This is a genomic window from uncultured Sphingomonas sp., from assembly GCF_964244265.1.
Lineage (GTDB): Bacteria > Pseudomonadota > Alphaproteobacteria > Sphingomonadales > Sphingomonadaceae > Sphingomonas.
In genome coordinates this window covers 1-16,460 of the sequence record NZ_CAXTHV010000001.1, presented here as the reverse complement: position 1 = coordinate 16,460, position 16,460 = coordinate 1, and the positions used below count along the sequence as shown (strand labels likewise).

At 68.5% G+C, this 16,460-nt stretch carries 23 protein-coding genes and 1 tRNA gene; 15 read left to right on the top strand and 9 right to left on the bottom strand.

The features are described 5' to 3' along the window. Positions 1-33: 33 nt before the first annotated feature. From ACFE7K_RS00120 to ACFE7K_RS00110, 3 genes are read left to right on the top strand one after another with little or no spacing between them, the layout of a single operon-like run. A complete protein-coding gene (locus ACFE7K_RS00120; RefSeq protein ID WP_375396121.1) occupies positions 34-465 on the top strand; it encodes an iron-sulfur cluster assembly scaffold protein in 432 nt (143 codons plus the stop codon). Further along, a complete protein-coding gene (locus tag ACFE7K_RS00115) occupies positions 465-2,258 on the top strand; it encodes a cation:proton antiporter (RefSeq protein ID WP_375396120.1) in 1,794 nt (597 codons plus the stop codon). The genes ACFE7K_RS00120 and ACFE7K_RS00115 overlap by 1 nt, the downstream gene beginning before the upstream one ends. Then, positions 2,255-2,590, top strand: a complete 336-nt coding sequence (locus ACFE7K_RS00110; RefSeq protein WP_375396119.1) for a DUF423 domain-containing protein — start codon at positions 2,255-2,257, stop codon at positions 2,588-2,590. Before ACFE7K_RS00115 ends, ACFE7K_RS00110 begins: the two co-directional genes overlap by 4 nt. A 272-nt stretch (positions 2,591-2,862) precedes the next feature. Here ACFE7K_RS00110 and ACFE7K_RS00105 read toward each other — a convergent pair whose 3' ends face one another. Genes ACFE7K_RS00105 through ACFE7K_RS00095 form a run of 3 tightly spaced genes read right to left on the bottom strand, consistent with a single transcriptional unit; the run spans position 2,863 to position 4,636 of the window. Then, a complete protein-coding gene (locus ACFE7K_RS00105) occupies positions 2,863-3,006 on the bottom strand; it encodes a DUF2256 domain-containing protein (protein ID WP_375396118.1) in 144 nt (47 codons plus the stop codon). Then, entirely contained in the window at positions 3,006-4,100 is a 1,095-nt protein-coding gene (gene aroB, locus ACFE7K_RS00100; RefSeq protein WP_375396117.1) for a 3-dehydroquinate synthase, read from the bottom strand. Before aroB ends, ACFE7K_RS00105 begins: the two co-directional genes overlap by 1 nt. Next, the gene (locus ACFE7K_RS00095; protein WP_375396116.1) at positions 4,097-4,636 is read right to left on the bottom strand and encodes a shikimate kinase; all 540 of its coding nucleotides are present in this window, start codon (positions 4,634-4,636) and stop codon (positions 4,097-4,099) included. The genes aroB and ACFE7K_RS00095 overlap by 4 nt, the downstream gene beginning before the upstream one ends. 79 nt (positions 4,637-4,715) lie before the next feature. Here ACFE7K_RS00095 and ACFE7K_RS00090 point away from each other — a divergent pair, with 79 nt between their 5' ends. Beyond that, positions 4,716-4,853, top strand: coding sequence for a hypothetical protein (locus ACFE7K_RS00090; protein WP_375396115.1), 138 nt, complete (start codon positions 4,716-4,718; stop codon positions 4,851-4,853). 108 nt (positions 4,854-4,961) lie between these two features. Here ACFE7K_RS00090 and ACFE7K_RS00085 read toward each other — a convergent pair whose 3' ends face one another. Further along, complete coding sequence (locus ACFE7K_RS00085; RefSeq protein ID WP_375396114.1) at positions 4,962-5,222, bottom strand: hypothetical protein; 261 nt, start codon at positions 5,220-5,222, stop codon at positions 4,962-4,964. A gap of 19 nt (positions 5,223-5,241) precedes the next feature. On the opposite strand from ACFE7K_RS00085, the gene ACFE7K_RS00080 reads away from it, so the two are divergent. The 3 genes from ACFE7K_RS00080 to ACFE7K_RS00070 are packed head-to-tail and all read left to right on the top strand — an operon-like array spanning position 5,242 to position 8,538. Continuing rightward, positions 5,242-6,669: a hypothetical protein gene (locus tag ACFE7K_RS00080; protein WP_375396113.1), complete on the top strand. Its 1,428-nt coding sequence runs from the start codon at positions 5,242-5,244 to the stop codon at positions 6,667-6,669. Next, entirely contained in the window at positions 6,666-7,580 is a 915-nt protein-coding gene (locus tag ACFE7K_RS00075) for a tyrosine-type recombinase/integrase (protein ID WP_375396112.1), read from the top strand. Before ACFE7K_RS00080 ends, ACFE7K_RS00075 begins: the two co-directional genes overlap by 4 nt. 10 nt (positions 7,581-7,590) lie before the next feature. Beyond that, positions 7,591-8,538: an acetyl-CoA carboxylase carboxyltransferase subunit alpha gene (locus ACFE7K_RS00070; protein WP_375396111.1), complete on the top strand. Its 948-nt coding sequence runs from the start codon at positions 7,591-7,593 to the stop codon at positions 8,536-8,538. Positions 8,539-8,685: 147 nt separating this feature from the next. On the opposite strand, the gene ACFE7K_RS00065 is transcribed toward ACFE7K_RS00070, so the two are convergent. Together ACFE7K_RS00065 and ACFE7K_RS00060 are read right to left on the bottom strand one after the other, a co-directional pair. Next, positions 8,686-8,853 (bottom strand): Flp family type IVb pilin, encoded by a 168-nt coding sequence (locus ACFE7K_RS00065; protein ID WP_375396110.1) that lies wholly within the window; start codon positions 8,851-8,853, stop codon positions 8,686-8,688. Positions 8,854-8,975: 122 nt separating this feature from the next. Next, positions 8,976-9,152 (bottom strand): Flp family type IVb pilin, encoded by a 177-nt coding sequence (locus tag ACFE7K_RS00060; RefSeq protein WP_375396109.1) that lies wholly within the window; start codon positions 9,150-9,152, stop codon positions 8,976-8,978. A 57-nt stretch (positions 9,153-9,209) separates the two neighbouring features. On the opposite strand from ACFE7K_RS00060, the gene ACFE7K_RS00055 reads away from it, so the two are divergent. Beyond that, complete coding sequence (locus ACFE7K_RS00055) at positions 9,210-9,644, top strand: (deoxy)nucleoside triphosphate pyrophosphohydrolase (RefSeq protein ID WP_375396108.1); 435 nt, start codon at positions 9,210-9,212, stop codon at positions 9,642-9,644. On the opposite strand, the gene ACFE7K_RS00050 is transcribed toward ACFE7K_RS00055, so the two are convergent. Then, positions 9,641-10,471 (bottom strand): methyltransferase domain-containing protein, encoded by an 831-nt coding sequence (locus tag ACFE7K_RS00050; RefSeq protein ID WP_375396107.1) that lies wholly within the window; start codon positions 10,469-10,471, stop codon positions 9,641-9,643. The genes ACFE7K_RS00055 and ACFE7K_RS00050 overlap by 4 nt on opposite strands. Positions 10,472-10,514: 43 nt before the next feature. On the opposite strand from ACFE7K_RS00050, the gene ACFE7K_RS00045 reads away from it, so the two are divergent. The 5 genes from ACFE7K_RS00045 to ACFE7K_RS00025 all read left to right on the top strand — a co-directional run bounded on the left by ACFE7K_RS00045 (position 10,515) and on the right by ACFE7K_RS00025 (position 12,910). Then, positions 10,515-11,246 (top strand): double zinc ribbon domain-containing protein, encoded by a 732-nt coding sequence (locus tag ACFE7K_RS00045; protein WP_375396106.1) that lies wholly within the window; start codon positions 10,515-10,517, stop codon positions 11,244-11,246. Between the two features lie 31 nt (positions 11,247-11,277). After that, positions 11,278-11,535: a glutaredoxin 3 gene (gene grxC / locus ACFE7K_RS00040; protein ID WP_375396105.1), complete on the top strand. Its 258-nt coding sequence runs from the start codon at positions 11,278-11,280 to the stop codon at positions 11,533-11,535. Further along, positions 11,532-12,353, top strand: a complete 822-nt coding sequence (locus ACFE7K_RS00035; protein WP_375396104.1) for a carbon-nitrogen hydrolase family protein — start codon at positions 11,532-11,534, stop codon at positions 12,351-12,353. Before grxC ends, ACFE7K_RS00035 begins: the two co-directional genes overlap by 4 nt. Further along, on the top strand, positions 12,350-12,778 hold the full coding sequence (locus ACFE7K_RS00030) for a DUF1178 family protein (protein ID WP_375396103.1): 429 nt from the start codon (positions 12,350-12,352) through the stop codon (positions 12,776-12,778). Before ACFE7K_RS00035 ends, ACFE7K_RS00030 begins: the two co-directional genes overlap by 4 nt. 55 nt (positions 12,779-12,833) lie before the next feature. Beyond that, positions 12,834-12,910: transfer RNA gene (locus ACFE7K_RS00025), tRNA-Arg, on the top strand. 89 nt (positions 12,911-12,999) lie between these two features. Here the strand turns inward: ACFE7K_RS00025 and ACFE7K_RS00020 are convergent. Further along, positions 13,000-13,587, bottom strand: a complete 588-nt coding sequence (locus ACFE7K_RS00020) for a hypothetical protein (protein WP_375396102.1) — start codon at positions 13,585-13,587, stop codon at positions 13,000-13,002. A 122-nt stretch (positions 13,588-13,709) separates the two neighbouring features. Here ACFE7K_RS00020 and ACFE7K_RS00015 point away from each other — a divergent pair, with 122 nt between their 5' ends. Continuing rightward, on the top strand, positions 13,710-14,375 hold the full coding sequence (locus ACFE7K_RS00015) for a response regulator (RefSeq protein WP_375396101.1): 666 nt from the start codon (positions 13,710-13,712) through the stop codon (positions 14,373-14,375). Between the two features lie 95 nt (positions 14,376-14,470). Further along, positions 14,471-15,742: a sensor histidine kinase gene (locus ACFE7K_RS00010; protein ID WP_375396100.1), complete on the top strand. Its 1,272-nt coding sequence runs from the start codon at positions 14,471-14,473 to the stop codon at positions 15,740-15,742. A gap of 227 nt (positions 15,743-15,969) precedes the next feature. On the opposite strand, the gene ACFE7K_RS00005 is transcribed toward ACFE7K_RS00010, so the two are convergent. Next, complete coding sequence (locus tag ACFE7K_RS00005; RefSeq protein WP_375396099.1) at positions 15,970-16,251, bottom strand: SWIB/MDM2 domain-containing protein; 282 nt, start codon at positions 16,249-16,251, stop codon at positions 15,970-15,972. Positions 16,252-16,460 lie beyond the last annotated feature (209 nt).

The window sequence follows — 16,460 nt, the reverse complement described above, 5'->3', positions numbered from 1 at the left end:
GCGCTTTGCGTCGGCGCGCCCTACATCGGCCGGATGACGACCGCGCCGCTCTACACCCAGCAGATCCTGCGTCTGGCGACGTCGATCCCGCATCACGAGCGGCTTTCCGACCCGATGGGATCGGCCGAGAAGCGTTCGCCGGTCTGCGGCAGCCGGGTGACCGTCGATGTCGATCTCGACGATGACGGGCGCGTCGGAGCGGTGGGCCTGCTGGTCCGCGCCTGCGCGCTGGGCCAGGCGTCGTCCTCGCTGCTCGCCGCCAATGTGATCGGCCGGACGCCCCGCGAGCTTGACGAGGTGCGCGAGTCGCTGGCGGCGTGGCTGGCGGGCGCGGGCCCGGTGCCCGCCTGGCCCGGCCTGGATCTGTTCGCGCCGGCGCTGGCGGCGACCGCGCGGCATCCGTCGATCCGGCTGGCGTTCGAGGCCGCCGCGGCGGCCGCGGCGACCGCGGCGTCGCCCCGCTGATGGGGGGGGCCAGCGACGGGTCGCTGCTGCGCGATGGGGTGATCCTGCTCGGCGCGGGGCTGGTGTTCGTGCTCCTGTTCCGTCGGCTGGGGCTTGGCGCGACGCTGGGCTATCTCGTCGCGGGCGCCGTGGTCGGGCCGCATGTGCTGCACCTGGTGGGCGATGCCGAAGCGAAAATCGGCGTGGCCGAACTCGGCATCACGCTGTTGCTGTTCATCGTCGGGCTGGAGTTGAACCCGACGCGATTATGGGCGCTGAAGAAGGAGATTTTCGGGCTTGGCGCGATGCAGGTCGTCGCCTGCGGGCTGGCGGTGACAGGCGTGGTGTGGCTGGCGGCGCATTTCTCCTGGTCGGCGGCGCTAGTGCTCGGCCTGCCGCTCGCCTTGTCGTCGACCGCGCAGGTGCTGCCGATGCTGCAATCGGCCGGGCGCATGCGTACCCCGTTCGGCGAGCGGGCGTTCTCGATCCTGCTGTTCCAGGATCTGTCGATCGTCCCGCTCATCACCCTGGTCGCGGTGCTGTCGCGCAATCCGGCCGATGCGCAGGGGCCCCCCGGCTGGCTGCTGTTCCTCTATACCGTCGGCGCGATCGTCGGGCTGGTGCTGGCGGGGCGGTTCCTGCTGCGGCCGCTGTTCGGCATCATCGGCAACATGGGCGAGCGCGAGATGTTCGTGTTCGCGGCGCTGTTCACGGTCATCGCCGCCTCCGCCCTCATGGAGGCGCTGGGCCTGTCGACCGCACTCGGCGCGTTCATCGCCGGCGTGATGCTGGCCGACAGCCCGTACCGGCACGAACTGGAGGCCGATGTCGAGCCGTTCCGTTCGATCCTGCTCGGGCTGTTCTTCCTGGCGATCGGCATGATGCTCGATTTGCATGCCATTGCCGAGCGGCCGTTGTTCGTCATCGGCATGGCGATCGCGCTGATCGCGACCAAGGCGACGATCGTCACCGGCATCGGCATGGCGTTCCGGATGAAGTGGCGCGCCGCGCTCGCGCTGGGGCTGTTGCTCAGCCAGGGCGGCGAGTTCGGCTTCGTCCTGTTCGCACAGGCGCAGCACGCATTCCTGATCGAGCCGCAGGCCGCCAGCCTGTTCGGCGCGATCGTCACGCTGTCGATGGCGACCACGCCGTTCCTGATGAGGATCACCCAGCGTATCCGCCGCGAGCCGGTCCAGCAGGCCCACCGCGACGGGCCCAAGGCCGACGGCGCCAATGCGCTGATCGTCGGCTATGGCCGGTTCGGCCAGACCGTCGCGCAGATGCTGATCGCGCAGGGCGTGCCGGTCACGCTGATCGACACCGATGTCGAGATGATCGACGTCGCCCGCGAATTCGGCGCCAAGGTCTATTATGGCGACGGTACGCGGATGGACCTGCTGCGCCAGGCAGGCGCGAGCGAGGCCGAGCTGATCCTGTTCTGCATGGATGGCGACCAGCTTTCGCCCGATTTGATCGAGGGCGTGCATGAGGCATTCCCGCAGGCCTCGATCTTCGTACGCGCCTATGACCGGCGCGCGGTGATCAAGCTGAAGGAGACCGCGGTCGACGGCGTGGTGCGCGAAGTGCTCGAATCGGCGGTGAAGATGGCGCGGCTGGCGCTGCGCAGCGTCGGCGTCGACGATGTGGAGATCGACCGCACCGAGGATCTCTACCGCCGCAAGGATAAGGAACGGCTTCGCGCGCAAGTCGCGGCGGGCGATATCCGCGCGGCGCAGCATATCATCATCACGCAGGACGAGCGTCATGAGGTGTCGCTCAACGATGCCGAAGACGCCCAGGAGCAACGCGGATGAACTGGATCGTGATCCTGGCGGCGCTGTCGGGTGCGCTGGCGATCGGCGCGGGCGCGTTCGGTGCGCACGGCGCTCAGGGCCAGGCGGCGGAATGGCTGAAGACCGGTGCGCACTATCAGCTGGTCCATGCCGTCGCCGCGCTGGTCGCGCTCAGGATGGACGCACGGGGGCCGGCGTGGCTGTTCGTGGCCGGCGGGGCGATCTTCGGCGGGACCTTGTACCTGATGGCGGTGGGCGCCCCGCGCTGGTTCGGCGCGGTGACGCCGATCGGCGGCGCGCTGCTGATCGCGGGGTGGCTGTGGCTGGCCTGGACGGAGATGCGGGCGGGGTAGATGGGTCGCCACCCGAAGAGCGCCGACCACCTCTTTTGCGGATCGTAGATCTGAGCTGGCTTGCCGGATCGCTGTCGCCGCTTCACCGTTGAACGGTGAGTTTGCTCCTGCTGAAAGCTCACATCCGGCGGACATCGCTCTGTCCTACAGGCGGCCGATCCGTCATAGACGAAATCTTGATTCGGAGAAGCGGCTGTTCCGCGCAGCGTCACCAATAGCCTGTAGGGTGTGACTTTTCGTGAACTTTGCCTCCCGGGGGCTTCCCGTCGGCGTTATATTCCGATGGTCCGGCACCGGTGCGAGCAATATATCACGTTTTCCCAATCGCGTGCCCATCTCTTGCGCCATACGAAGGGCCGCCGGCACACCGGGCAGATCTTGGTCGGCAGGTTCGCCTTGGCGATCCCTTGCGGCATCAGGCCGCGTCCAGGAACGCTCGCACGTCCGCGAGCTTAACCGACCGGTCGAGGAACGTCCGCCCGATCCCGCGGGCCAGGAGGAAGGGAAGGGTGCCCGCGTCCATCTTTTTGTCGTGGAGCATATGGTCGACCAGGGTCGCGCCGGTGGCGGCGATTCCCGCCGCCGCCACGCCGTCTGGCAGGCCGATCGAGCGGAGGTGCGCCGCGACCCGCCCGGCCTCGTCGGGCGTGCACAGGCCGTGCGCGGCGGAATAGCCGAACGCCAGCGCCATCCCCGCCGCGACCGCCTCGCCGTGGAGCAGGCGGTCGGAAAAATCCGCCTCCGCCTCCAGCGCATGGCCGAATGTGTGCCCCAGATTGAGCAGCGCGCGCGCGCCGGTCGTCTCCCGCTCGTCGGCGGCGACGATCCGCGCCTTGGCCGCGACCGAATGCGCGATGGCATGGTCGCGCGCCGCGGGGTCGCCGGCGAGCAGGGCGGCGGCGTTCGCCTCGCACCAGGCGAAGAAGGCGGGGTCGTCGATCAGCCCGTATTTGACCACTTCGGCATAGCCCGCGCGCACCTGTCGCGGCGGCAGCGTGTCGAGCACGTCCGGGTCGATCAGCACCAGCGCGGGCTGGTGGAACGCGCCGACCAGGTTCTTGCCCGCGAGCGTGTTGATCGCGGTCTTGCCGCCGACCGAGCTGTCGACCTGCGCGAGCAATGTCGTCGGCACCTGGACAAAACCGCAGCCGCGCTTGACGATCGCGCAGGCGAACCCGACCAGATCGCCGATCACCCCGCCGCCCAGCGCCACGACATGGTCGCCGCGCTCGACCCCCAGCGCCAGCAGCCGGTCGGTCAGCCGCTCCAGCATCGCCCAGCTCTTGCTGCCCTCGCCCGGCGGCAGGACGATCGCCTCGCCGGCAATGCCCCCCGCCGCAAGCGACGCCTGGATGGTGGCCAGATGCGCCGCGACATTGGCATCGCTGACGATCACTATAGGCCGTCCGCGCGACAACGGCGCCAGATGCTCCGCGACACGCGCCAGCAGGCCGCGCTCGACCCGCACCGGATAGCTGCGCGCGCCCAGCGCGACGGCGATCTCGATCATCGGCCGATCGCCTTCAGGATGGCGGTGACCGCGGCATCGTGCGGCGAATGCTGGCTGGTGATGTGGATCGGCGCCTCGGCATAGATCGGGTTGCGGACGGCGGCGAGTTCGGCGAGCGCCTGATGCGGATCGCGGCCGCGCAGCAGCGGACGCGTGTCGCGGCGGCGCACGCGGTCGGTCAAGACGTCGATCGACGCGTCCAGCCAGATGGTTAGCGCCTCCGCCAGGATCAGCGCGCGCGTCTCGGCATTGACGAAGGCGCCGCCGCCGGTGGCAATGACCTTCGGCTGGTCGTCGATCAGCCGGGCGATCACCCGGCGCTCGCCGTCGCGGAAATAGGCTTCGCCGAAGCGGTCGAAGATCTCGGCGATCGGCATCCCCGCCGCCGCCTCGATCTCGATGTCGGCGTCGACGAACGGCACGTGCAGCCGTTCCGCCAGCCGTCGCCCGACAGTCGACTTGCCCACGCCCATCAGGCCGATCAGCACGATCGGCTTGCCGGTCCATGGCGCGGGAGAGGGGGTGCTTTGCAACATTGCCGCAGGGGCTATACAGCGCAGCCGGCGCTCGGGCAAAACCGCGCGCCAGGTGGTTCGGTTTGACAAGGTTGTTGGCATGTCGCGCATGACGGTTTCGCTGGTCGTGATCCTGGTGGTGATGGTAATCGGGCTGGTCCTGTTGTCCCGTCATGCCCATGAAAAGCCGTTGAGCCGGGTCGAAAAGGTCGTGTCGCTTGCCAATCTCCAGGGCTGAGATCGGTCTCGCCGCGCTGGTCGCGGCGCTGATCGGCACGGGGGTCTGCGCGGGATTGCCCGCGCTCGGCCAGGACAAGCCGACATCGATTCTCCCGCCCGGCTTTGATCAGCCGCCGGCGGCGCGCCCGCCGGTGCCGGCGCCTCCGCGCCGACCGGTCGAGAGTCCGACACGCGCGCCGGCGACGCCGGTGGCGCCGCGTGACGGTATGATCGCGTCGTCGCCGACACCCGATGGCCAGCTACCCGTCGACGCGCCGACGCCGCCGCCCGGTCCGACGCCGAGCGCCAGCCCCACGCCCGGCGCATCCGTGCCCGCGCGGTACGAACTGCCCGCTGCCTCGCGCCGCTCGCTGGCGGTCGTCGGCATCTTTCCCCACTCTGAAACGATGCTTGAACCCGACGCCTTCGGTACGGCGGACGGCCGTTATATCGAGCAGCTGATGCGCCGGACCGCGGCGCCGGTCGCGTCGCGCTGGCTGTCGATCGCGCTGCGCCGGATGCTGGTCCAGCCGCTGGCGACGCCGGCCAACGTCAACGGCGCCGACTTTGCGGCGGAACGCGCGTGGCTGCTGGTGCGGATGGGTGAATCGATCGGCGCGCGGGCGGTCGTCCAGTCGGTCGATCCCGACAATTACACGCCGAAGCTTTATCAGATCGCCTTGCAGGCGGCGTTGGCCAGCGGCGACCCGGCGGGGCTGTGCCCATTGGTGCCGGGGGCGATGGCGGCCTCGAACGAGCGGGGCTGGACGCTCATCAAGGCGATCTGCGTCGGCCTGTCCGGGGAGAGCGCGGCGTCGGCCCAGCTCATCAAGCGCGCCGGCAATTCGGGATTTGCCGGCGGGGTCGACCTGCTGCTCGCGCAGAAGCTGGCGGGCCAGGGTGCCGGCGGGCGCCAGGCGGCGACCATCGAATGGGCGTCGGTCGACCATCTCAGCATCTGGCGCTTCGGGCTGGCGACCGCGAGCGGTGAGACGATACCCGATACCCTGTTCGACGATATGGGCCGCCAGGTCCGCTATTGGCAGGTCCTGTCGCCGATGGTCGACCCCGCCGGCCGCGCCGGCCAGGCGGAGGTCGCGGCGGCGCAGGGCGTGCTGTCCAATCTGGCGCTGGTTGACCTGTACGGCGCGGTCGATGCCGATGCCGACCAGTCGAGCGCGCCCGGCGCGGTCGCCCGCGACCTGCGCGCCGCCTATACCGGGCCGACCGTGGGCGCGCGGATGGAGGCGCTGCGCCAGTTATGGGAGGAGCCGAAAGTCCCGGCCGAGCGATACGGCCGGCTGATCCTGACCGCGCGGGCCGCCGCGCGTATCCCTGCCGACCCGTCGGTGACCGACGTCAATCGCCTGGTCGCCGCGATGGTCAGCGTGGGGATGGACCGCACCGCGACCCGCTGGACCGGCAAGGCGGCGCGCGGCAGCATAGGTTGGGCGCTGCTCGCGCTGGCCGATCCGGACGATGCGCGGCCGTGGGCGGCAAGCGACATCGGCGCGCTTGACGATCCCGGTGGGCGCAAGGCGCGGATGTTCCTCGCCGGGCTCGCCGGCCTGGGCAAGCTCGACGGCGCCGAAGCAGCGGCGCGCAGCTATGGCGTCGACCTGGCTGGCGTCAACAGCTGGACGCGCGCGATCGATGCCGCGGCGCGCGAACGCCGGCCCGGCGAGGTTCTGGTGCTCGCGGCCGTCGGCATGCAGACGCCCGACTGGAGCGGCGTACCGCCCGAGGCATTGTTCCACATCGTTCGCGCTCTCCGGGTCGTCGGGCTGGGTGGCATGGCGCGGATGATCGCCGCCGAGGCGGTCACCCGCGCGTGAGCCCGGCCGCGCCGCTCGACGACCCGGCGCTGATCGAGCGATTCCTGGAGATGATGAGCGCGCAATCGGGTGCGGCGGCCAATACCGTCGCCGCCTATCGCAGTGACCTGCGCCTCGCCGCGAGCGCGCTGGGCGGGCGCCTCGCCATGGCGGATGGTGCCGCGCTGCGCCGACTGGGCGATCAATGGGCCGATCTGTCGCGTGCCACGGTGGCCCGCAAGGCGGCGGCGCTACGGCGATTCTATGCTTTCCTGGCCGAGGAGGGGCACCGTCCGGATGATCCCGGGGGCGCCTTGCCCCGGCCGGGTGCGCGCCGGCCGCTGCCGAAGGTGCTTACCCATCACGATGTCGACCGGCTGTTCACAGCGATCGAGGCGCGTCTGGCGCGGCTGCCGGGCGATCCGCGCGACCTGCGCCTGTCGGCGCTGGTGGAGCTGCTCTACGGCTCGGGTTTGCGCGCGACCGAGCTCGTGTCGCTGCCACGCAACGCGATCCAGCCCGACCGGCCGTATCTGATCCTGAAGGGCAAGGGCGGCCGCGAACGGCTGGCGCCTTTATCCGACCGGGCGCGGGCCGCCGTGGCGGCGTGGCGGATGCATGTCGCCCTGGGCAACGCCTGGCTGTTTCCCTCCGGCAAGCGGCATCTGTCGCGCGTGCGGCTGTACCAGCTGGTCAGGGTATTGGCGGCCGAAGCCGGCATCCCGCCCGACCGCATCAGCCCGCACGTCCTGCGCCACGCCTTTGCCAGCCATTTGCTGGAGGGGGGCGCCGACCTGCGCGCCCTGCAATCGATGCTCGGCCATGCCGATATCGCGACCACCGAAATCTACACGCATGTCGACAGCAAACGGCTGGTCGAGCTGGTCAACACGCGCCACCCGCTCGTTGACGTGCTCGGACGCGACGCCTAACCGCCCGGCGATGCCCACCTTTCTCGATTTCGAAAAGCCTATCGCCGATCTTCAGGGCCGGATCGACGAACTGCGCGCCACCGCCGCTGACGGCGCGATCGACATCACCGCCGAAGTCACCCGCCTTCAGGCCAAATCGGACGCCTTGCTGCGCAGCGCTTATGCAAGGCTGACCCCATGGCAGAAGACCCAGGTCGCCCGCCATCCCGAACGACCGCATTTCAACCATTATGTCGCCGGGCTGTGCGAGGCGTTCATGCCCCTGGCGGGCGATCGTGCATTCGGCGACGATCAGGCGATCCTGGGCGGTCTTGCGACCTTTCGCGGGCGCCGCGTGATGATCATCGGTCACGAGAAGGGCGATGATACCGCCAGCCGCCTCCGCCACAATTTCGGCATGGGCAGACCCGAAGGGTATCGCAAGGCGATCCGCCTGATGGACCTGGCCGACCGCTTCGCGCTGCCGGTGGTGACGCTGGTCGACACGTCGGGCGCGTTCCCCGGTGTCCAGGCCGAGGAGCGCGGCCAGGCCGAGGCGATCGCGCGATCGACCGAGGCGTGCCTGAAGCTGGGCGTGCCGATGGTTGCCGCCGTGGTGGGCGAGGGCGGATCGGGCGGGGCGATCGCGCTTGCGGCGGGCAACCGCGTGCTGATGTTCGAGCACGCCGTCTATTCGGTAATCTCGCCCGAGGGGTCCGCGTCGATCCTCTGGCGCACTGCGGACAGGGCGCCCGACGCGGCCGACGCGATGAAGATCACCGCACAGGATCTGAAAGGGCTGGGCGTGATCGACACGATCATTCCCGAACCATTAGGCGGCGCCCACCGCGACCCTGCCCAGGCGATCGGCGCCTTGGGCGATGCCATCGACGCGGCTTTGGCCAGCATGAACGGCCTCAGCCCCGATGAAACACGCCGCGACCGTCGCGACAAGTTCCTGGCTATGGGCCGGTTCTAGGGCGCACCCGCTTCCTTCCTCGGCCGATCAGCCGGCTTTCATGATCGACGATACGTGGTGAAGGGGTTTTCAGACGATCCTGTCGCAAAAGGGGCGGCGAAACCGCTGTCTCGCCGCCCCTTTCTACAGCAGTAAGCTCAGAGGAGCTTACGAAGCCTTCATGTTCGACGACACGTTGGTGAAGGTCGTCTTCAGCTGGTTGCCCAGGCCCTGCATCGCGGCAATCGCGGCGACGGCGATGAGCGCGGCGATCAGGCCGTACTCGATGGCGGTGGCACCCTTCTTGTTGGTGAAAATCTTGCGGATCGTCTGCATCTGCGGTCTCCAGTGGTTAAGCTTCAGTCACCCGGCTGTACCGGGACGTTCCGGATCAGCAGGATCGATTCGTATCGGAGCCGGGTTAAGAAAAGTTCTATGACGAGTAGTTACCAACCCGTTCACCGCGCGGCGGCAACCTTGTCGTTGACGTTGGACCACATGCCGACCGTGGTGTTGGCGACAAGCTGAAACGAGGCGAGCATCGTGATCACGATGACTGCGAGGATCAGGCCATACTCGACCGCCGTCGCGGCCTTGCGACTGCGCCTAAGTCTGTGGAATATCTCGATCATCATCCGCCCGCGCCCGCCCCCATGCATTCGATAACGAAGTTAGACAGGGACTGTTAACGAATGACCAATGGCAAAGACGATCCCGGCGGGGCGATCGTACTGGTTGCGGCAGCCGCCCTGATCGGGCTGAACGGCCATGTACTGGTCCAGCGGCGCCCGCCCGGCAAGGCGATGGCGGGGATGTGGGAATTTCCAGGCGGCAAGGTCGAATCGGGCGAGACTCCCGAGGCGGCGCTTGCCCGCGAGCTCGTCGAGGAACTCGGCATCGTCATCGAACACGCAACCCCCGTGGCATTCGCCAGCCAGGCAATTGGCCAACGCCACCTGCTGCTGCTCTTGTATCGCTGTGCCCGCTGGACCGGCGTGCCGAAGGCGCTGGAGGCCAGCGAGTTGCGCTGGGCCGCCATCGACGACCTGGCGACGCTGGCGATGCCGCCGGCCGACCGGCCGCTGGTCGCCGCGCTAAAGTCGTTTTCGATCATGAACCGGGATTAGCCGAGCAGCGCCGAAGCGAGTGAGGCGGTCGCGCTGCCGCGTCGCGCGGGCTGCGGCTGGCCGGGGGCGGGGGCCCAGCCGGTCATGAAGATCAGGTCGAATCGTTCGGCGATACGGCCGTCGGGATCGGCACGGTCGGCAAAAGCCGCTGCCACGGCCATAATCGCGGCACGGGTCAGCGGCACGCGGTCGGCCAAGACGTTGCCCGCGGCCATGCCGCGCAAGTCGCGGAACAGCCCGAACAGGTCGCCATAGCGGACCGTCAGCGGCTCGCTGTCGGCCACGGGCAATGCAAAGCCGGCGCGGAGCAGCAGGTCGCCCGCCGCGCGGACATCGATCATCGGGTGGGTCCGTGCCACGGCGCGGCCGGGTTCGGCGGCGGCGAGCGCGGTACGCAATGTCGCCAGCGACCCTCCCCCGACGAATGCGCCAAGGAACAGCCCGTCGGGCCGTAGCGCGCGGCGGATCAGCGCCAGCGCGCCCGGCACGTCGTTGACGCTGTCGAGCACGCCCGCCGACAGGACCAGGTCGACGCTGGCATCAGCGACGGGCAGGCGGTCCTCGTCGGCCTGGATGCCCCCCGCCATCGCCGCGAACCGGCCGCCGGCATCGATCCGCAACACGCGCCCGCCCGCCGGCACCGGCAGGATGCCGTCGAAGCAGCCGAGTTCCGCGACATCCCCGAAGTCGCGCGTCACCGCGCCGAGGCGTTCGGCAATGCCGTCGAGCATCGCTCCGCGCAGGAAGTCGAAACGGTGATAGTCGCGCGCCGCGCGGTCGCGCCGCGTGCGTCGCGCGCGGCGGTCAAAGATATCGGGCGTGTCCACCGCGCTCGCTTGTGCCGCCGTCAGGCGTAGGCGACAAGACGCGATGAGGGGATTCGCATCGGTAACGCGGGAGCTGGCGGTGATCGCCCTGCCGCCGCGCTGTCCCGGCTGCGGATCGGTGGTACGCGGCGATCACCGGTTCTGCGGCGATTGCTGGCAGTCGCTCGAGTTTCTCGGCGAGCCGTGGTGCGCGGGCTGCGCGCTGCCTTTTGCGGTCGATCGCGGTCCCGGCGCCCGCTGCGCCGCCTGCCTCCGGGATCCGCCGGTCCATGCCGGCATACGCGCCGCAGTCGCCTATGGTCCCGTCGCCCGCACGGTCGCGCTGCGCCTGAAATATGGCGGCCGGTTGGCTTTCGCCCAGACCATGGCGCGACTGATGGCGCGACACCTGCCGCCCGGCGCCGACCTGCTCGTGCCGGTGCCGCTGCATCGCTGGCGGCTGTGGAGTCGCGGTTTCAATCAGGCCGCGCTGATTGCCGACGCACTGTCTAGCGCGACCGGCATCGCCAGCAATCCGCTGGTCCTGACCCGCCGGCGCCGCACGCCGCCGCTGCGGGGCATGAATCCCGGCCAGCGTCGCAAGGCGGTGCGCGGCGCCTTCGCGGTTCATTCCCGGCACGGGGACGCCGTGGCTCGCCGTCACGTCGTCCTGGTCGACGACATCCATACCAGCGGCGCCACCGCGCAGGCCTGCACCCGCGTCCTGCTCGCCGCCGGCGCGGCCCGGGTCACCATCGTGTGCTGGGCTCGCGTGATCGGAGAGACCCCCGATTGACAAGGCCGTGCACGCTCTCCACCTCTGGCTGATGGCAAAGGTCGAAATCTATACCAAGGCATGGTGCCCCTATTGTGCGCGAGCGATGAAGCTGCTCACGTCCAAGGGGGCTGATCCGATCGACTATGACGTGACCATGGGCGGCAAGAAAAAGACCGAGATGGTGGAACGATCGGGCGGCCGGATGACCATGCCTCAGATATTCATTGACGGCCGGCATATCGGCGGGTCGGACGATCTGGCGGCGCTCGACGCCAGCGGGGAGCTCGATTCGCTGCTCGCGGCATGAGGATCGCCATTCTCCAGATGACGGGCGGGATCGATCCCGCGGCGAATGCCGACACGCTGGTGGCGGCCGTCGACGAGGCCACGGCGGATGGCGCGGCGATGCTGTTCACGCCGGAAATGTCCGGGCTGGTGGACCGGGACCGCGATCGGGCGGCGGCCCATGCCCGGGAAGAGGAAGGGGACGCGGTGCTGGCCGCGGTGCGCGGCGCGGCGGCACAGGCCGGTATCTGGGTCCATGTCGGATCGCTGATGATCCGCACGGCGGGCGGCAAGCTCGCCAATCGCGGCTTCGTGATCGACGGGTCGGGCGCGATCCGCGCACGTTACGACAAGCTCCATTTGTTTGATGTCGACTTGCCGACGGGCGAGAGCTGGCGCGAATCGACCAGCTATCGCGCGGGCGACGGCGCGGTCGTCGTCGACACGCCCGTCGGCGCGCTTGGCGCCTCGATCTGCTACGACCTGCGCTTCCCCGATCTTTATCGCGCGCTGACCGATGCCGGCGCGACGATCCTGGCGGTGCCGGCGGCGTTCACCCGACCGACCGGCGCGGCCCACTGGCATGTCATGCTGCGCGCCCGCGCGATCGAAGGCGCGGCGTTCGTCGTCGCCGCCGCGCAGACCGGCGTCCATGCGGATGGCCGCGCCACCTATGGCCATTCGCTGGTGATCGATCCGTGGGGCGACATCCTGCTCGACCTGGGTGAGGCGCCGGGGTTGGGCTTTGCCGAGATCGATCCCGCGCGGCAGGAGGATGTCCGCGCCCGCGTTCCCGCGCTGCGCCATCGTCGTGCGATACCCGCGGTCGTGCGGACGTGATCGTGTTCGACCTCAAGTGCGGGTCAGGGCATGTGTTCGAGGCATGGTTCGGATCGGGCGACGATTACCGCGACCAGCGCGAGCGCGGACTGGTCAGCTGTCCGATCTGCAATGACGGGGCGATCGAAAAGGCGGCGATGGCACCGAACGTCGTGGCCAAGGGCAACCGGCAGGCTTGGGGGACGCCGGCGGCAATGAAGGCGGCGCTGGCCGCGCATGCGGCGGCACAGGCCCGCGCGCTTGAAGGCTCGCAATGGGTCGGCACCGCCTTTGCCCGGCGCGCGCGCGAAATGCATGACGGCGATGTCGAATCGCGCCCGATCCACGGCCAAGCGACGATCGGCGAAGCCAGGGCGCTGGCCGAGGACGGGGTGCCCGTCGCCCCGCTGCTGTGTCCGGTGGTTCCGCCCGAGGCATGCAATTGACCGTCACATGCCGCCGCGTTGACCCCGCGCCGGCCAGCTTATAGTCAGCACGCGCGCCCCCGTAGCTCAGCAGGACAGAGCGACGGTTTCCTAAACCGCAGGTCGGGAGTTCGAGTCTCTCCGGGGGCACCAAATATGCCGATCATCGCCGCGATCCGCGCGTGAGCCTCGTGGAATACGCCAGCCTGGGAAGCGCGAGATTCCCCATGTGCCGCATGCTTCTAGTTGGGCACGGGTGCCGGGGCCGGCGCTGCCGGCGCAACGACGCTGGTCGCCCTGGGCGATCGGGCGTCGGGCCCCCGATCGGCACCGGTCGGTGGCGGAGGGCCGCCGGGGGCGCCGTCCGGGCCGGGGCACCCTGGCCGGCCGTGCGGCGGCCGGGCCAACGCGTCGAGCGCCAGGACCTTGTTGTCGGGGCCAACCAGGAAAGCGGCGTGGATGAAGCCGCGGTCGAACCGGCCCTGCACCGTGACCGGCTCGCCGGCGGTGACCAATTGGCGCCCATCGCCTTCGCGGCCGAGATCCACCAGCGCCTTGCCGGATGAATCGGCCATGATGAACTTGTTACCGTAGATTTCGGTGACGCGGCCCCGGATGGTCACGATACCCGTCGATGAGAGCGAGCGGATGGCGACTGGGGTGGCCGGCGCCATCGACACGGAAGGCCTGCTTTCGGCGACCACGACAGCGCCAGCGGCGGCGCCGAATGCGAGCAGGCCGGCAGCCGCGAGGCCGAGCTTGCCATGTCGACCGAAACGGGCACGGGCAGGGCGGCGATCGTCAGTGTCTTGATTGTCAGAGTTAGGCATCGAAAGGCTCCTTTTTGGTGTAATCTCTCCCTCATAGCCGGCGCGGCCACCGCTCCCCTGAACCGGGCGGTTCAGTTTCAGTTTAAAGGTCGGCGATAATTACGCCCGAGAGGATGAGGCGTTTGCGGATATTGCTTGTCGAAGACGATGCCATTCTGTCGGAGGGGATCGCACGAGCCTTGCGAGCGGAGAACTTTGTCGTCGATGTGGCCGACAATGGCGAGGATGGAGGGCACCTCGGCTCAACCGAGCGCTACGATGCGGCCGTGCTCGACCTAGGGTTGCCGGTTCGCGACGGCGTGTCGGTGTTGCGGGAGTGGCGCGAGACGGGGCGCGATCTCCCCGTGCTGATCCTGACCGCGCGCGATGGCTGGTCCGAGAAGGTGGCGGGGTTCAAGGCCGGCGCCGACGACTATCTCACCAAGCCGTTCCGCATGGAGGAGGTCGTGATGCGGCTTCGCGCCCTGGTCCGGCGAGCGGCCGGCCATGCCGCAACGCGCATTGCTTGCGGGGCGCTGACCTTCGATGCGCAGCTCGGCACCTTCGAGCTGGACGGCTTGCCGGTGAAGCTAACCGGATTGGAATGGCGGGTGTTGTCGGCCCTGATCCTGCGTCGGGAGGTCGTGATCGAGCGTGCGGAGCTGATCGAGCGCGTCTATGAGGGCGACGCCGATCCTGATTCAAATTCGATTGAGGTTATCATCGGGCGGCTACGTCGGAAGATCGGGCCCGAGATGATCGAAACCGTGCGTAGCCGCGGCTACCGGCTGACGACTGGGACGTCGTGAGGCTCTTGCCGCGATCGTTGTTCGGCCGCCTTCTCGGTATCGCCACGCTGACCACGATCGCGGCGCTGGCGTTCGCCGCCTTCTCGATCGGTCATGTGCTCGAACGGTTCGTCATTCACGGCCTTGACCAGCAACTCGACGCCCAGATCGGCATCCTGGCAAAAGCGGTTCGCGCGGACGGCACGCTGGATCAGTCGCGCGTCGTCAACCTTCCCGCATTCGACGACCCAGGTTCAGGGTGGAACTGGCGGGTCGATGGTCCGAACGGACGACATTGGATGCGCGGGACCATAGACCCACTTACGCTCTCCGAACCGCCTGTCAGGCTGCAACGTCTGGAGCTGGGGCGGGCTCGCGGACCTTTCGACGGCGGGCCGCTTCCCGGCGACCGTCGCGGGCCATCGGGCGAGCCTGTCCACTTCCGCCAGTTCGCGGTGCACACCCTGGGCGGCACGGTGCTGGTGACCGCCGCCGGCCCACGCCGGGTGGCGCTCAGGCCGCTTCGCGAAGCGATGATCCCCCTGCTCGGTTCGCTTGCTCTATTGGGTGTCGCGCTGGCACTCGCGACCTTGTTGCAGCTCCGGGTCGGGCTACGCCCATTGCGGACCTTGCGCGTCGCGCTTGCCGACGTCCGTGCCGGCCGCGCCCGGCACGTCCCGCTTACCCAACCCGACGAGCTGGTTCCGCTCGCGAGCGAGTTGAATGCGCTGATCGACCAGAATGAGGCGGGGCTTGAGCATGCCCGGCGACACGTCTCCAACCTGGCGCATGGCCTGAAGACCCCGTTGGCTGCGCTCGGCGTCAAGCTGGCGGAAAGTGGTCGCGATCCGGACGGCAGCCTGGCGAGGATGGTGGCGCAGATCGACAGCCGGGTTCGTCACCATCTCGGACGGGCACGGGCTGCGGCTCCAGGTGGGGCGCAGCGAGCCCGAACCTTGCTGGCGCCCGCAATCGCCGACCTTAACCATGCGTTGGAACGCATTCACGCGGAGCGTGCGGTCAGCGTCTCGACCCGGATCGGGCCCGGTCTTGCGGTGGCGGTCGATCCCCAGGACCTCGACGAAATGGTGGGCAACCTGCTTGATAATGCCTGGCGGCACGCGCGAGCGGCGATCGGCGTCGAGGCGCGGCAGGTCGATGCGACCATTGTCCTTACCATCGACGATGATGGGCCAGGGCTTGCCGAGGCGGCAATCAGTGAAGCGCTTGTACCGGGCCGCCGGCTGGATGAACGCGGCGACGGGCACGGGTTTGGACTGTCCATCGCCGAGGAACTAGCCGTATTGAGCGGCGGCAAGTTGGCGCTGTTTGCGTCGCCTTTGATGGGGGGGCTTTGTGTTAGTTTGACCCTCCCGGCTAATGGTTAGCCAACGCTCGCTGACGGCAAGTGGCGCATGAAGGAGTGTGCTCGAGGCGGTGGCGGTTATGAGAGGCGCGACCGGCGCTCTTGAGCAACGCCAGGATAGTATAAAGCGCGACACATGTACATTAAATGTATTCCAGCGTGAGGCACCAACATTTCGGCGCCTCGTGCTGCTTCAAGTTCGATCCGGGGTGCGGACGCCGGCCCTGGCCGGGCGCCCGCGGCCGAGGTTCACGCCTTGACGTGGGCGGCGATGTACTTGTTCATTTCGAACATCGTGACCTTGTCCTTGCCGAACACCTTCTTCAGCTTGTCGTCGGCCAGGATTTCGCGTTTGTTCTCAGGATTCTGGAGCTTGTGTGACTTGATATAGTCCCACACCTTGCTGATCACCTCGCTGCGCGGCAATGCCTTGGTGCCGACGACGGCGCCAAGTTCGGCTGACGGCGTGACGGGGGCATGGATGCCACCGGTTCGGGGAGCTGATGATTTGGTGGCGGGTGCTTTGGCCATGAAACTTCCTTCCTGTGCGTGCCGTCGTGCGCGGCACTCGCTGTCACGCCTTCTTGAGCGCTGCGCTCTTTTGCGCTGCCTTTGTGCCCTTGTCACTCCTGACATTGAATTGTTGGCCGTGGCTTAGGCATGGCCCTGACAACCTCGCTACCCGTGTGAACCGCCCCGGGTTTGTCGGAGGCCCTAACTCCTGAGAGGAAGGGGCTATG

Coding starts and splice junctions, on each gene's coding strand:
- ACFE7K_RS00120 (WP_375396121.1), top strand. CDS start 34: ATGACGACCGCGCCGCTCTACACCCAGCAGATCCTGCGTCTGGCGACG.
- ACFE7K_RS00115 (WP_375396120.1), top strand. CDS start 465: ATGGGGGGGGCCAGCGACGGGTCGCTGCTGCGCGATGGGGTGATCCTG.
- ACFE7K_RS00110 (WP_375396119.1), top strand. CDS start 2,255: ATGAACTGGATCGTGATCCTGGCGGCGCTGTCGGGTGCGCTGGCGATC.
- ACFE7K_RS00105 (WP_375396118.1), bottom strand. CDS start 3,006: ATGCCGCAAGGGATCGCCAAGGCGAACCTGCCGACCAAGATCTGCCCG.
- aroB (WP_375396117.1), bottom strand. CDS start 4,100: ATGATCGAGATCGCCGTCGCGCTGGGCGCGCGCAGCTATCCGGTGCGG.
- ACFE7K_RS00095 (WP_375396116.1), bottom strand. CDS start 4,636: ATGTTGCAAAGCACCCCCTCTCCCGCGCCATGGACCGGCAAGCCGATC.
- ACFE7K_RS00090 (WP_375396115.1), top strand. CDS start 4,716: ATGTCGCGCATGACGGTTTCGCTGGTCGTGATCCTGGTGGTGATGGTA.
- ACFE7K_RS00085 (WP_375396114.1), bottom strand. CDS start 5,222: ATGCCGACGACCGCCAGCGAGCGGCGCGAGGCAGCGGGCAGTTCGTAC.
- ACFE7K_RS00080 (WP_375396113.1), top strand. CDS start 5,242: ATGCTTGAACCCGACGCCTTCGGTACGGCGGACGGCCGTTATATCGAG.
- ACFE7K_RS00070 (WP_375396111.1), top strand. CDS start 7,591: ATGCCCACCTTTCTCGATTTCGAAAAGCCTATCGCCGATCTTCAGGGC.
- ACFE7K_RS00065 (WP_375396110.1), bottom strand. CDS start 8,853: ATGCAGACGATCCGCAAGATTTTCACCAACAAGAAGGGTGCCACCGCC.
- ACFE7K_RS00060 (WP_375396109.1), bottom strand. CDS start 9,152: ATGATGATCGAGATATTCCACAGACTTAGGCGCAGTCGCAAGGCCGCG.
- ACFE7K_RS00055 (WP_375396108.1), top strand. CDS start 9,210: ATGACCAATGGCAAAGACGATCCCGGCGGGGCGATCGTACTGGTTGCG.
- ACFE7K_RS00045 (WP_375396106.1), top strand. CDS start 10,515: ATGAGGGGATTCGCATCGGTAACGCGGGAGCTGGCGGTGATCGCCCTG.
- grxC (WP_375396105.1), top strand. CDS start 11,278: ATGGCAAAGGTCGAAATCTATACCAAGGCATGGTGCCCCTATTGTGCG.
- ACFE7K_RS00035 (WP_375396104.1), top strand. CDS start 11,532: ATGAGGATCGCCATTCTCCAGATGACGGGCGGGATCGATCCCGCGGCG.
- ACFE7K_RS00020 (WP_375396102.1), bottom strand. CDS start 13,587: ATGCCTAACTCTGACAATCAAGACACTGACGATCGCCGCCCTGCCCGT.
- ACFE7K_RS00005 (WP_375396099.1), bottom strand. CDS start 16,251: ATGGCCAAAGCACCCGCCACCAAATCATCAGCTCCCCGAACCGGTGGC.